At 57.3% G+C, this 12,634-nt stretch carries 14 protein-coding genes; 2 read left to right on the top strand and 12 right to left on the bottom strand.

Features of this window, described 5'->3' with window-relative positions:
- Positions 1-46: 46 nt before the first annotated feature.
- Positions 47-304, top strand: coding sequence for a GrxA family glutaredoxin (locus BW958_RS16510; RefSeq protein WP_076576943.1), 258 nt, complete (start codon positions 47-49; stop codon positions 302-304).
- A 56-nt stretch (positions 305-360) separates the two neighbouring features.
- Here BW958_RS16510 and BW958_RS16505 read toward each other — a convergent pair whose 3' ends face one another.
- From BW958_RS16505 to ndk, 10 genes are all read right to left on the bottom strand, one after another.
- Positions 361-585, bottom strand: a complete 225-nt coding sequence (locus BW958_RS16505; protein WP_076576941.1) for a zinc ribbon domain-containing protein — start codon at positions 583-585, stop codon at positions 361-363.
- A 57-nt stretch (positions 586-642) separates the two neighbouring features.
- The gene (der, locus tag BW958_RS16500) at positions 643-2,154 is read right to left on the bottom strand and encodes a ribosome biogenesis GTPase Der (RefSeq protein WP_076576940.1); all 1,512 of its coding nucleotides are present in this window, start codon (positions 2,152-2,154) and stop codon (positions 643-645) included.
- Between the two features lie 119 nt (positions 2,155-2,273).
- The gene (gene bamB, locus BW958_RS16495) at positions 2,274-3,458 is read right to left on the bottom strand and encodes an outer membrane protein assembly factor BamB (protein WP_076576939.1); all 1,185 of its coding nucleotides are present in this window, start codon (positions 3,456-3,458) and stop codon (positions 2,274-2,276) included.
- Positions 3,451-4,101: a YfgM family protein gene (locus tag BW958_RS16490; RefSeq protein WP_076576938.1), complete on the bottom strand. Its 651-nt coding sequence runs from the start codon at positions 4,099-4,101 to the stop codon at positions 3,451-3,453. Before BW958_RS16490 ends, bamB begins: the two co-directional genes overlap by 8 nt.
- Before the next feature lies 1 nt (position 4,102).
- Positions 4,103-5,380 carry a histidine--tRNA ligase gene (gene hisS / locus BW958_RS16485; protein WP_076576977.1) on the bottom strand — a complete coding sequence of 426 codons (1,278 nt, stop codon included), beginning with the start codon at positions 5,378-5,380 and terminating at the stop codon, positions 4,103-4,105.
- Positions 5,381-5,509: 129 nt separating this feature from the next.
- On the bottom strand, positions 5,510-6,625 hold the full coding sequence (gene ispG, locus BW958_RS16480) for a flavodoxin-dependent (E)-4-hydroxy-3-methylbut-2-enyl-diphosphate synthase (RefSeq protein ID WP_076576976.1): 1,116 nt from the start codon (positions 6,623-6,625) through the stop codon (positions 5,510-5,512).
- An 8-nt stretch (positions 6,626-6,633) separates the two neighbouring features.
- Complete coding sequence (rodZ, locus tag BW958_RS16475) at positions 6,634-7,620, bottom strand: cytoskeleton protein RodZ (RefSeq protein ID WP_076576937.1); 987 nt, start codon at positions 7,618-7,620, stop codon at positions 6,634-6,636.
- Positions 7,610-8,371 carry a type IV pilus biogenesis/stability protein PilW gene (gene pilW, locus BW958_RS16470; RefSeq protein ID WP_306169666.1) on the bottom strand — a complete coding sequence of 254 codons (762 nt, stop codon included), beginning with the start codon at positions 8,369-8,371 and terminating at the stop codon, positions 7,610-7,612. Before pilW ends, rodZ begins: the two co-directional genes overlap by 11 nt.
- A gap of 45 nt (positions 8,372-8,416) precedes the next feature.
- On the bottom strand, positions 8,417-9,520 hold the full coding sequence (locus tag BW958_RS16465) for a dual-specificity RNA methyltransferase RlmN (protein ID WP_076576935.1): 1,104 nt from the start codon (positions 9,518-9,520) through the stop codon (positions 8,417-8,419).
- A 173-nt stretch (positions 9,521-9,693) separates the two neighbouring features.
- A complete protein-coding gene (ndk, locus tag BW958_RS16460) occupies positions 9,694-10,122 on the bottom strand; it encodes a nucleoside-diphosphate kinase (RefSeq protein WP_076576934.1) in 429 nt (142 codons plus the stop codon).
- A 449-nt stretch (positions 10,123-10,571) separates the two neighbouring features.
- On the opposite strand from ndk, the gene BW958_RS16455 reads away from it, so the two are divergent.
- Complete coding sequence (locus BW958_RS16455) at positions 10,572-11,513, top strand: LysR family transcriptional regulator (protein ID WP_076576932.1); 942 nt, start codon at positions 10,572-10,574, stop codon at positions 11,511-11,513.
- Positions 11,514-11,712: 199 nt separating this feature from the next.
- Here the strand turns inward: BW958_RS16455 and BW958_RS20410 are convergent, their stop codons facing one another.
- Entirely contained in the window at positions 11,713-12,192 is a 480-nt protein-coding gene (locus tag BW958_RS20410; RefSeq protein WP_143233121.1) for a hypothetical protein, read from the bottom strand.
- The gene (locus BW958_RS20405; RefSeq protein WP_076576931.1) at positions 12,171-12,608 is read right to left on the bottom strand and encodes a hypothetical protein; all 438 of its coding nucleotides are present in this window, start codon (positions 12,606-12,608) and stop codon (positions 12,171-12,173) included. Before BW958_RS20405 ends, BW958_RS20410 begins: the two co-directional genes overlap by 22 nt.
- Positions 12,609-12,634: the final 26 nt, after the last annotated feature.

Here is a 12,634-nt window from a genome sequence, read left to right as displayed (position 1 = left end):
GGCCCATCGGCTAGGCTTGATGGGCCCGCATATACGGAGACACAGCATGTTTGTTGAGATTTATGGCCGTCCCGGCTGCCCTTACTGCGTTCGCGCCGTGCAGGTCGCCGAAGAGCTGACCAGCCGTCGTGATGACTTCTCGTTTCGCTATATCGATATCTATGAGCAGGGGCTGAGCAAGGACGATCTGGCGGTCAAAGCCGGCAAGCCGGTGCAGACCGTGCCGCAGATTTTCCTCGACGAGACCCACATCGGTGGCTGTACCGATTTTGAAGCCTACGCCCGCGCCAACCTCGGGCTGTAAGCCAGCAGTGAAAAAAAGCCCCGGCCAACTGGTCGGGGCTTTTTGTTAGGTAGATTTCACGCCTTGCTGGCGCTGAAGTTAACCCTGGATTTGGAGACCAGCTGGTTGCAGCGATTACAAAAATAATCGACCGCGCCACAGGCCTTGAGACGCTCCAGAGGTTCGCCACAGTCCGGGCAGCTCGCCGTAATGCGGTAGAGCCCCTGGCAGTGGCTGCAGGTTGTCTCGCGCGAGCGCGGATCGATATCCTCGCCGCACAGGGGACAGGCCACCATGTTCATCGTCATCTCTCCTTTCACCACGCGAGTGACGGCTCGCGCCGCCACCCGACGCGCTGCTTACTTGCTGCCCTTGAGCTTCATCAGACGCTTGCGCTGACGCTCCTGGCTCAGGGTCAGGGTATTTTTCTTGCCCTCAAACGGGTTGGCCCCTTCCTGGAACTCGACCCGGATCGGCGTGCCCATGATCTTCAGCGATTTGCGGAAGTAGTTCATCAGGTAACGCTTGTAGGAGTCCGGCAACTCTTCTACCTGGTTGCCGTGCACAATCAGGCGCGGCGGGTTATAACCACCGGCGTGAGCGTACTTGAGCTTGACGCGGCGACCACGCACCATCGGCGGCTGGTGATCCTGCTGGGCCATCTGCATGATACGGGTCAGCATCGAGGTGCTGACGCGGCGGGTGGCCGAGGCATACGCTTCGTCAATCGACTCGAACAGGTGACCCACGCCACTGCCGTGCAGAGCAGAGATGAAGTGCACGCGGGCAAAGTCGATAAAGCCAAGGCGACGATCCAGCTCGTTTTTCACATCGTCTTTGACCTTCTGATCGAGGCCGTCCCACTTGTTCACAACCAGCACCACGGAGCGGCCGGCGTTGAGCACAAAACCGAGGATGCTCAGATCCTGATCGGTGATGGTCTCGCGCGCGTCGATCACCAACAGGCAGACGTTGGCGTCCTCAATGGCTTTCAGGGTCTTGATGACCGAAAACTTCTCGACCGTCTCATGCACCTTGCCACGGCGGCGGACACCGGCGGTGTCGATGACCACGTATTTGCGGTTATCGCGCTCGAGCGGGATATAGATGGAGTCGCGGGTAGTGCCCGGCATGTCATAAACGATGACGCGATCTTCACCCAGCATGCGGTTGGTCAGGGTCGATTTGCCGACGTTGGGGCGACCGACGATGGCAAACTTGACCGGCAGATCGGCGTAGCGATTCTGCTGCTCGGCTTCGTCGTCCATCACGAACTCGCCGGCAGCCATCATGCGGGCCAGCACTTCTTCGTCGAACTCCTCTTCCTCATCCGCGTCGACGCCCTCTTCGCCGTTGGCAGTGCGCTCGGCGACCAGCTCTTCCAGATGGGGAGCCAGCGCCAGTTGCAGCAGGCTCAGCACGCCACGGCCATGCGCGGCAGCAATCTGATACACCTCGCCAAGCGCCAGGGCATAGAACTCGGCACTGGCCGAATCGCCGTCGATGCCGTCGGTCTTGTTGGCCACCAGAAACACGGTCTTGTGGCACTTGCGCAGGTGTTCGCCGATGGCGATGTCGGCAGCGGTCAGACCGGCGCGCGCATCCACCATAAACAGCACAACATCAGCTTCATCAATGGCTTGCAGCGACTGCTCGGCCATCTTCAGCTCGATGCCCTCTTCGCTGCCGTCGATACCACCGGTATCGACCACGATAAATTCCAGTTCGCCCAGTTTGGCCTGACCGTACTTGCGATCGCGGGTCAAGCCCGGAAAGTCGGCCACCAACGCATCACGGGTGCGCGTCAGGCGATTGAACAGGGTGGACTTACCCACATTGGGGCGCCCAACCAGGGCAACAACAGGAGTCATACATTCCTCATTTCTCGGGTGTCACAGACGCCTGGCACCCTGTCGGGCGGGGCGTCGTTAAGACGACAACGGCTCCGGGTCCAAAGACCGGGAGCCGGATAACATTGCGCGTGCAGCGCTTACGGGCGCTTCAGGGCAAACAGCTTGCCACCACGGCTCTGGATATAAAGCGTATCGCCCTCAACCAGCGGATTGGCATACAAGCCGCTGCCATCGAGCTTCTGCATGGCCTTGATGGTGCCATCAAGGCGATCCAGCCAATAGAGATAACCTTCCACGTCACCGACAACCACGTAGTCACCGAAGATGACCGGCGCGGTCACATCACGGTTTTCCAGCTGGGTGTTGGACCACAGCTCGAGGCCGTTACGACGGTCGACCGCAAACAGGTGACTGCTGCTGTCGGTAATCACGATAGCGGAATCGTCAGCCGCCATGTCACGGTAGGAGGAGTACTTACGCTTCCACACTTCGTCACCGGACATGAGTTTACGTGCCATCAACTGGCCATTGTAGGCGATGGCGTAGAGCTCGTCGCCTGCCACCAACGGAGTGGAATCGACGTCAACCATACGGTCCAGCTCGGTTGCACCACGCGGATCAGCCACCTTGGACTGACGCACCGGTTGACCGTTGCTCAGCAGCGCAATACCGACCTTGCCATCGGCGCGACCATACAGCACGGCGCCATTGGTGATAACCGGCTGGGCCACACTGCGCAGGGTCAGCGGCGGCTGCTCTTCGGTCAGCGACCACTCTTGCTTGCCGCTTTCGCTGTCAAAGGCGATCAGGGTGCCGGAGGTAGTCAGCACCACCACGCGGCCATCACCGACCGCCGGACTGGCGACCACTTCACCCGGAACGGTGGCTTGCCACAGCACATCACCGTTCTCTTCGGACAGGGCATACACCACGCCGTTTTCGGAGCCAAGGAACAGCTTGCCATACGCGGCGACCACGCCACCGGAAATACGGGCGCTGCGCTTGTCGGCGTTCACGTCCAGATCGGAGAGATCAACACGCCACACCTTGTCACCGTTGCTGGCATCCAGCGCGGTGACATCGCCGTCACGGGAGGCGGCATAAATGCGCGAGCCATCCAGCGCCGGGCGCAGTTGCGAGTAGAAATCACCAATGCCGCCACCGACCGAGGAGCTCCAAGCGGTGTCAGCTTCAAAAGCCGATTGAATCTGCGGCAGCGGCGCCATGGGGGTGAGGTCTTCGTCACCACCAAACAGAGAGCAGCCTTGCAGGACCAGGGCGACAGCCGCGCCCAATACCAGTTTTTTGTACTGATTACGCATCCGTCTTCACATCCCCTGCCGCGGCCCCCTGGGCCATGTCATCCATCTTCATGCGCAGTACCGGGCTGCTTTGCAGACCACCGGCGTCGGCGGCGGCCTGATAGGCATCACGGGCCTGCTCGCGCTTGCCCTGAGCCAGCAGAATGTCGCCACGCACTTCAGCAACCTGCGCCTTGAAGCCGTCATCCTTAATCTTGTCAAGACGAGCCAGCGCGTCATCGGCCTTGCCCTGCTCGGCCAGCAGACGGGCCAGACGGACACCGGCGATATTCTGCACGCTGGCATCGCCCTTGTCGGCAACCCGGGACAGCTGCGCGATAGCCACATCCAGCTTGCCGGCATTCACCGCGGCAGACGCCAGCTCGAGGGAGGCCAGATCGGCGTAGGAGGCGCCTTCGTTGCCCTTGATAAAGGATTCAACCTGACCAAATGCCTTGTCGCCATCTTTGGCCAGTGCTTCGCTCACCACGCTGTATTGAGCGGAGAGACTCTGCTGGGTTTCCAGCTGATGGTTGTTGTACCAACGCCAGCCAAACAGGCCAGCCAAGCCAATTGCAGTGCCGATTACGATCGAGGAGCCGTTCTCTTTCCACCAGCTCTTGATGGCCTCAACCTGTTGTTCTTCGGTGGTGTAGACTTCCACGTTACTCTCCTTTGTCCGCCAGCAGGGCAATCGCCTCGTCAACCTTGACGGTCATCTGCTCGGCCTGGCCACGCAGATACTTGATGGTCACTTCACCGCGCTCGATTTCACTCTCACCGAGGATCAGCGCAATGCTTGCACCGCTCTTGTCGGCACGCTTGAGTTGCTTCTTGAAGTTGCCGCCACCGCAGTGGCTCATCAGACGCAGTTCGGGCAGCGCATCACGCAGACGCTCGGCCAGCAGGAAACCGGCCATCTCGCTCCCCTCACCCATCATGGCAAGGTAAACATCAACCACCGGGGGGATGTCCTGATTGAGCTCGAGCGTTTCGAGCAGCAGCACCAGACGCTCCATCCCCATGGCAAAGCCAACCGCCGGGGTGGCGGAGCCGCCGAGTTGCTCAACCAGACCGTCGTAACGGCCACCGCCACAGACGGTGCCCTGGGCGCCCAGACTGGTGGTGACCCACTCGAACACGGTGAGGTTGTAGTAATCAAGACCGCGCACCAGACGCTCGTTCACCTCGTAGTGAATGCCGGCAGCTTCGAGCAGGCGCTTGAGCCCTTCGAAGTGAGCGCGGCTCTCTTCACCGAGGTAATCCATCAGACGCGGGGCATCAGCCAGCAGGGCTTGTACCCGCTCGTCTTTGGAATCGAGCACCCGCAGCGGGTTGGTGTACATGCGGCGACGGCTGTCCTCATCAAGCACCTCTTTGTGCTGCTCGAGGAAGGCCACCAGCGCATCACGGTAAGCGGCGCGTTCGCTGCTTTGACCCAGGGTGTTGAGCTGCAGGGTGACATGATCGGCGATGCCGAACTGGCGCCACAGGCGGTGGGTCAGCAGGATAAGCTCGGCGTCGATGTCCGGGCCATTGAGGCCGAACACTTCCACCCCGAACTGGTGAAATTGGCGATAGCGACCCTTTTGCGGACGCTCATAACGGAACATGGGGCCGGTGTACCAGACGCGACGTTCCTGGTTATAGATGAGGCCGTGCTCGATGCAGGCGCGCACACAACCGGCGGTGCCTTCCGGGCGCAGAGTGAGGCTCTCGTCGTTACGGTCGTTGAAGGTATACATCTCCTTCTCGACCACGTCGGTCACCTCGCCGATGGCGCGCTTGAACAGCGGAGTCTGCTCGACGATGGGCATCCGCATCTCGCTGTAGCCATAGCTGGCCATCACCTGGCGCAGGGCTGTTTCAACTTTCTGCCACGCCGGGCTCTGCTCCGGCAGGCAATCATTCATACCGCGAATTGCTTGGATCTGTTTTGCCACGTTGATACTCAGGAAAAAGACGTGAAAATTGGCCGCATTATAGGGAGTTTCCATCGCCAGGTAAAACCGCAACCAGGCTCAATGCGACCGCTCGAAACGGTGCGGGCCACCCAACGTGGCCCGTCTGTATCAGTGTTCGTCAACCTCGATGCGGTTACCGGGGTCGAGCATCGCGGCCCGAGCCCGGATGCGCTGCTCAAGAATGGGCACCAGTGCCTTGTTATCGAGGCGATCGACCCGCTGGCCCGCTTCGTAAAGGGCGCTCTTGTTGGCCGCGCCTGCCAGACCAAGATCTGACACCAGCGCTTCGCCCGGGCCGTTCACCACGCAACCGATGATGGAGACATCCATCGGCGTGATGATGTCCTCAAGGCGCTGCTCCAACTCGTTGACCGTACCAATGACATCAAACTCCTGCCGCGAGCAGGAGGGACAGGCAATAAAGTTGATACCACGGGAGCGAATGCGCAGGGATTTGAGAATATCAAAGCCCACCTTGACCTCTTCCACCGGATCGGCGGCCAGCGAAATGCGCAGGGTGTCACCGATACCATCAGCCAGCAGCATGCCAAGACCGATAGAGGATTTCACCGCGCCGGCGCGAAAACCGCCCGCCTCGGTGATGCCAAGGTGCAGCGGCTGCTCAATCTGCTGGGCCAGCAAGCGATAAGCGCCAACCGCCAGGAAGACGTCAGAGGCTTTGACGCTCACCTTGAAGTTCTGGAAATCGAGCTTGTCGAGATAATCCACATGGCGCAGGGCCGACTCAACCAGTGCTTCCGGGGTAGGCTCGCCATACTTTTCCTGGATATCGCGCTCGAGGGAGCCGCCGTTCACGCCGATGCGGATCGGGATATTGAGATCGCGCGCGCAATCGACCACGGCGCGGACGCGCTGCTCGTTACCGATGTTGCCGGGATTGATACGCAGGCAATCGGCACCGTATTCCGCCACCTTGAGGGCGATGCGATAGTCGAAATGGATGTCGGCGACCACCGGGATACGGGTCTCGGCCTTAATCAGACGGAACGCTTCAGCTGCTTCCATGGTCGGCACCGATACCCGCACGATATCGGCCCCCACCCGCTCGATGCGACGGATCTGCTCAAGCGTTGCCACCACATCGGTAGTCTTGGTGTTGGTCATGGTTTGCACCGTGATGGGGGCATCGCCCCCAACCGGCACATTACCCACCATGATCTGGCGCGATTTGCGCCGGACAATCGGTGATGCGTGGGAAGACATGCTGGGCATTACTCCTGCTGCGGCAATGTGATGCGGGCAGTGCGGCCGTTGTTATAACGGCTCATGTCGATATCCTGCCCCTTGAACTGGATACGGGCAGCCATGGGAGCCCCGATCAGCAGACGGAACGGCTCTTTGCCTTCGAAGGTCATCTCATCATTGGCCTTCTTAAGGCCGCTGAAGAGTACCTTGCCGCTGGCATCACGCACTTCAAACCAGCAATCAGCGGTAAAACCGAGTTTGAGTTGCGGCGCGCTGGCAGCATCGCTGGTGCCAGGCTGAGCCGCCGTCTCTTGACCGGCCGGTTGTACCGCCGTGGCGGCGACAGCCGTCGCATCCGCGGCGCTGGTAGACGGAGCAGCCGGTTGGCTGGCCACACTGGCACTGGTCGCGTCAGTGGCAACAGGGGTGGTCATGGCCGGCTCTGCGTCAGAAGCAGAACCTTCCACTTCCGGGATTGGCGAGATGATGTCACCCGAGGTATCGGCGTCAGTGTTGTTGCTGCCTGCGGCGGCCTCAACGGCTGCCGGCTTGCTGATTTCGCTAGCCGCCAGCTCTTCCTGACCTGCCGCGCGGCGGTTGGAGTTTTGCCACCACCAGGCAAACAGCAGGCCAGCCAGCACCAGGATCACCAGCCAGCTGACAAATTTAAGGCGGCTGTTATTGGCCTCCAGGCGGGTACGCTTGGAGAAGCTCTGCATCTTGATGCTTTGCTGCGGCTCCAGCCCCAAGGTGGCATAGGCGGCGAGAATGGTGCTCTCCTCTACCCCGACTAACTTGGCATAGGTGCGCAAATAGCCGCGGATAAAGGTCGGCGACGTGTGCTTGTCGTAGGTGTCCGTCTCAATGGCTGCAATCAGCGTAAGGCGAAGATGAAGGCGAGATGCAACCTGTTCACGGGTCCAGCCCATTGCTTCGCGGGCAGAACGCAGCAACTGGCCTGGGCCAACTACCACAGAGGCGTCTTGGGAATCGAATTGTTGTTCAGTAGTCATTGGCTAAATAACGCTTGGCTTGTTGCGAATTGGGAAAAAGTTCAACCAGTTGCGACCCGTACTGGTGCAACTGGGCAGGTTTGTCGAGGACTTGGGCAAGACGCAGTCGCAGCCACAGGCTCTCTGCTGTCTCGGAAGAGACCTCACTAAAGCGACTCAAATAGGATCCAGCCTGCAGTGTCTCGCCCCGTTCCAGGGCGGCAGCCGTCAAATCCAGTAACAAACCGGGTTTGCGCGGATTATACCCCAATGCCAGGCGATAGTACTCACTCGCTTTGTCCTTTTTGCCGCTTTGTGTCGCGCACAGGGCCGCATTTTCGTAAGTATCTGACAACTTGGCATAATGCGGCTGGGCTATCGCCAGATTAAACATCCGGTCGGCCTCATCATAGCGTCCCCGGCTACAGAGGAAAGCACCATAATTATTCATGGCATCGCCATGCTGGGGGGAAAGATCGAGGACTTTGCGATAGGCGCGCTCGGCGGCGGCGTCATCACGCACCGACTGGTAGAAGTAGGCGTAACCTAAGTAGATATCGGGATTATCCGGATCATAACCCTGGGCCCGATCCAGATTGAACTTGGCCTGCTCGGCATTGCCCTTGCGCAGGTATTCCAGACCGAGCTCTAAACGGGTTTTAGCGGCCGCTTTGAGGTCCGGAGAGCTGACTTCATGTGCAGTACCTTGCTGGCCCACAACGGATGTCTGGGTGACGCACGCGGGCAGCGCTGTTAACACCACCCCAATCATCAGCACTCGTCTATCCATGGCAGGCCAACGCAAGATATTGAAGAATTAGACTATTTTGACGGAAATCTCCTCACCTTGCATCCGCTTTTTCATGGTGCGCTTGGTGCGGTCGATCACATCCCCGACCAGTTGTCCGCAGGCAGCATCAATATCGTCACCGCGCGTCTTGCGTACGATCACCGTAAAACCGTACTCCATCAATACCTTGGAGAAACGATCGATACGGCTGTTGCTCGGCTTGCCATACGGATTGCCCGGGAAGGGGTTGAACGGGATCAGGTTGATCTTGCTCGGTGTGTCCTTGAGGGCCTCGGCCAGCTCATGGGCATGCTGCATGTCGTCGTTGATATGATCGAGCAGCACATACTCCACCGTGACCCGGCCCTGATTGGCGTTGGATTTCTCCAGATAGCGCCGCACTGCCGCGAGGAAGGTCTCGATGTTGTACTTGTCGTTGATCGGCATGATCTCGGAGCGAAGCGTGTCATTAGGCGCATGCAGCGAGATGGCCAGGGCCACATCAATCTGGTCACCCAGCATATCCAGACCCGGCACGACGCCAGAGGTAGAAACCGTCACACGGCGCTTGGAGAGGCCATAACCGTAGTCATCGAGCATCAGCTTCATGGCCGGCACCACGTTGGCGAGGTTCAGCAGCGGCTCACCCATGCCCATCATGACCACGTTGGTGATCGGACGCTTGCCACCCACTACTTTAGCGGCGCGCCATACCTGACCGATGATCTCGGAAACGCGCAGGTTACGGTTGAACCCTTGCTGGGCGGTGGAGCAGAACTTGCACTCAAGGGCGCAGCCCACCTGGGAGGAGACGCACAAGGTGGCGCGGTCATCTTCCGGAATGTAGACAGTTTCAACTTCCTGATCGCCGACCTGCAGCGCCCACTTGATGGTGCCATCGGAGGAGCGCTGTTCGCGGCTGATCTCGGGGGCACGAATCTCGGCGATCGCTTTGAGCTTCTCGCGTAGCACCTTGTTGACGTTGGTCATCTGGTCGAAATCATCACAACCAAAGTGATAGATCCATTTCATGACCTGGTCGGCACGAAACGGCTTTTCGCCCAACTCGACGAAGAAAGCACGCAGGGCCTCGCGATCGAGATCCAGCAGGTTGGTTTTTATTTCGCTCATCAGAACCTCAGACAAATAGACAGAGCCCCATAAAAAAGGGCGCGGCATTGTACAAATAATGGTGGCGCCTTTCCACCTGCAGAACAAAGGGTTTTGCAGAAAAAATGAACAGCGGCCTGCCGCACAAAAACAAAGGGGAGCCGAAGCTCCCCTGTCACCGTTGACCGGCAGGGTCAGTCACGCGGGCAGAGCTCCTGCTCGGTGAAGAAATAGGCAATTTCACGGGCCGCCGAGGTGGGCGAATCCGAGCCGTGGACGGCGTTAAGCTGGGTGCTCTCGGCATAACAGGCGCGCAGGGTACCAGCCAGCGCCTGAGCTGGATTGGTCACGCCCATGATTTCGCGGTTGCGGCGAATCGCCTCTTCCCCTTCCAGCACCTGCACCATGACAGGTCCGGAGGTCATGAAACGCACCAGATCCCCGTAAAACGGCTTTCCTTCGTGCTCTGCATAGAAGCCTTTGGCTTGCTGCTCGGTCATGTGCAGCATCTTGGCGGCCACAATGCGCAGGCCTGCGGTTTCAAAACGATGATAGATGGCGCCGATCAAATTTTTGCGCACAGCGTCCGGCTTGATAATGGAGAAGGTACGTTCGATAGCCATTATGTTCTTTCCTTTAACTGCAGAGGTTGTTGTTGTAATCCATTTGCAGGCGCGATTATACGTAAACAAAAAGGTGGAAAACACACAAAAAATCAACTTTTGCTTACATAACGTGCAACTGGCAATAACATTCCAACACCATGCTAGCGGAATCTGTCGCATGAAAATGCGTGCTTGTGCACGAACTGGCGGTGAAACAGGCGAAAGTGAGGCGGGAGATAGATAAAAAGATCCCCGCCAGCGGGCGGGGATTAAAGCAAGCAACGCTCCGGATGAACCGGAGTAAGAGTTCAGGCTGTCGACTCCACCTTCTCCGGCACCACGCTAAGAGAAGGCAGGCACACCACGAAACCGTACACAGGTGTCATACGGATTCATGCTGACATTCGACAGGGAGAGAGACTAAAGTGATACCCCTTATTGAGGAAATGATTTATTAGAATCTCGCTATGCACAGACCGAATTTACGCGGTATCGATCTTAACCTGTTGGTGATCCTGAGAGTCCTGCTAGAAGAGCGCAACACCACCCGCGCTGCCGAGCGTCTGGCCATGAGCCAGCCTGCGGTGAGCCGGGCGCTGTCACGCCTGCGCAGCATGTATCACGACCCGTTACTGATCCGCACGCCACAAGGCATGGAGCCGACCATCCGCGCTCTGGAGCTGCTCGCCCCCTTGCGCCAGATCTTGCGCTCGGTCGAGCAGACCCTGCAACCACTCACGCCGCCCCGCCCGACCGAGTTCACCGGCGTGCTGCGCATTGCCGCCCACAGCTATGTGGAATACGTGATGCTGCCCGGTCTGATTGAACAGCTGCACCGTGATGCGCCCCAGCTCACCATTCAGATTGTGCCCTTGTGCAGCAACTACGATCGCCAGCTCGACGAGGGACAGGTCAGTATGGTGATCATGCGCCATGAAAATGTGCCGAGCCGTTTTGATACCCTGCCACTGCTCGATGACCGCTTGATGTGCGTGGCCAATCACCATCACCCGCTGGCCGGCAAGCGCATTGATTACCAGACGTTTGCCGCCGCCGATCATCTGGTGGTTGCGCCGCGTGGTTCGGAAGGGGGTGTGCTCGACGATCTGCTGGCGCGCCGTGGTCTGGCCCGTCATACCCAGCTGATTGTGCAGAGCTTTCTGGCAGCCCCTTTTATTTTGGCCCGCTCACGTCTGTTGCTGACCGCGCCGGTGCGCATTCTCGAGCCCATGAAAGAGGCGCTAAAACTGCGCGAGATCCACACCCAGTTTGCCTTGCCACGCTTTGTGGTGAGTCAGATCCGTCATCGCCGTGATGACAACCACGCCGCCCTCAACTGGTTTTGCCAGCAGTTGCAGCAGTGGTGCCACACCCTGCAGGCGGAGTGTCGGGAATTGCTGCCCGCTTGAGGTGACGAGCCAAGGGTTGCGGGCTCAGGGCCTCAATGCCAGAATCTGACGCTCACCGATGTAAAGGAGCACACGGCATGCAGGTTGTCATGTACGGCATCAAAAATTGCGAGCAGTTTTTTATGAAAGAACCAAAAAAAGCTCAAGTTACCCTTGAGCTTCACAAACAGTATTTGTAGAAACTATTTCGTTCAGCGAATCATTCTGAGGTGGTGCAACTAACCCCCCCGTTCCTCTCAACACAATTAGTTTGAGATGTACGTCGATTTTTTTGAGCCTCAACACTCTCCCTTTGTTGATCTAGGCGAATATTGTGAATAGCTTCAGCATCATACGATATTTTTTGACATTCATCTTTTTTAGGTTCGGTTGTATTAAAAGCTTTTGTATATGCCTCTTGTTCCAAAGCGTTATCAATATAGTTCACATACCAAGATATATCTGACGTGTATAATCCGAACTGTTGTGGCGATAAGTATTCTTTGCATACCTCCAACGTTTTTGCATATTGCCCCAATGCAGCTGCTGACTCAGGGGAAGAAATATAATCCTTACCTAGGACACCTTCCGTAGCCCCCTTTACATATGAATCAACAAACCCAGATGCACACCCTTGAGTAAACAGTGCACACAATATTGCCAATATGGCTCGACTATTTACAATCCAATTTGCTGCCATTTATTCTCCCACTGTACAATTCTTTTCTTAGCGATTGCATGGTGTTTTGAAAAGACATTGTTAGGCCGCCTACCATCATGTCCATTTAAATATTTTTCATGATGATAGGCGATGTCGTTCTTCATCCACCACATTGGTACAACATAGAAGTCAGAGTCATCGCTTGATATATCAACAAAAACCCAATACTCATCCTCATTTTTATTTTCACAACATACTTCGCCATAAGTAATCGACGTTTGCCATGTTCCACGCATCTTAGCTCTAGTCGTAACACGGTACACTCTGCCATTATCAGAGGTAAAGACTATAGCTCGCCTATTACCAGTTTTGATTTCACAAATATCTTTAGCTCCAAGGGATTTTATTTTTTGATAAACCTTTGAAAATCCAATGTCTTTTGTTTGTTCTTTCAAAACCAACCTCCTTATCAGCTATATGA

Origin of the sequence: Aeromonas sp. RU39B, from assembly GCF_900156095.1 — a bacterium.
GTDB lineage: Bacteria > Pseudomonadota > Gammaproteobacteria > Enterobacterales > Aeromonadaceae > Aeromonas.
The sequence above is the reverse complement of the archived record's forward strand: the minus strand, read 5'-3'. Positions and strand labels throughout refer to the sequence as shown.

What these genes read in the sequence shown, in the direction of transcription:
- ispG (WP_076576976.1), bottom strand. Translation starts at nt 6,625, where the DNA reads ATGTCTTCCCACGCATCACCGATTGTCCGGCGCAAATCGCGCCAGATC.
- BW958_RS16505 (WP_076576941.1), bottom strand. Translation starts at nt 585, where the DNA reads ATGAACATGGTGGCCTGTCCCCTGTGCGGCGAGGATATCGATCCGCGC.
- der (WP_076576940.1), bottom strand. Translation starts at nt 2,154, where the DNA reads ATGACTCCTGTTGTTGCCCTGGTTGGGCGCCCCAATGTGGGTAAGTCC.
- BW958_RS20410 (WP_143233121.1), bottom strand. Translation starts at nt 12,192, where the DNA reads ATGGCAGCAAATTGGATTGTAAATAGTCGAGCCATATTGGCAATATTG.
- BW958_RS16510 (WP_076576943.1), top strand. Translation starts at nt 47, where the DNA reads ATGTTTGTTGAGATTTATGGCCGTCCCGGCTGCCCTTACTGCGTTCGC.
- BW958_RS16455 (WP_076576932.1), top strand. Translation starts at nt 10,572, where the DNA reads ATGCACAGACCGAATTTACGCGGTATCGATCTTAACCTGTTGGTGATC.
- bamB (WP_076576939.1), bottom strand. Translation starts at nt 3,458, where the DNA reads ATGCGTAATCAGTACAAAAAACTGGTATTGGGCGCGGCTGTCGCCCTG.
- BW958_RS16465 (WP_076576935.1), bottom strand. Translation starts at nt 9,520, where the DNA reads ATGAGCGAAATAAAAACCAACCTGCTGGATCTCGATCGCGAGGCCCTG.
- ndk (WP_076576934.1), bottom strand. Translation starts at nt 10,122, where the DNA reads ATGGCTATCGAACGTACCTTCTCCATTATCAAGCCGGACGCTGTGCGC.
- rodZ (WP_076576937.1), bottom strand. Translation starts at nt 7,620, where the DNA reads ATGACTACTGAACAACAATTCGATTCCCAAGACGCCTCTGTGGTAGTT.
- pilW (WP_306169666.1), bottom strand. Translation starts at nt 8,371, where the DNA reads ATGATTGGGGTGGTGTTAACAGCGCTGCCCGCGTGCGTCACCCAGACA.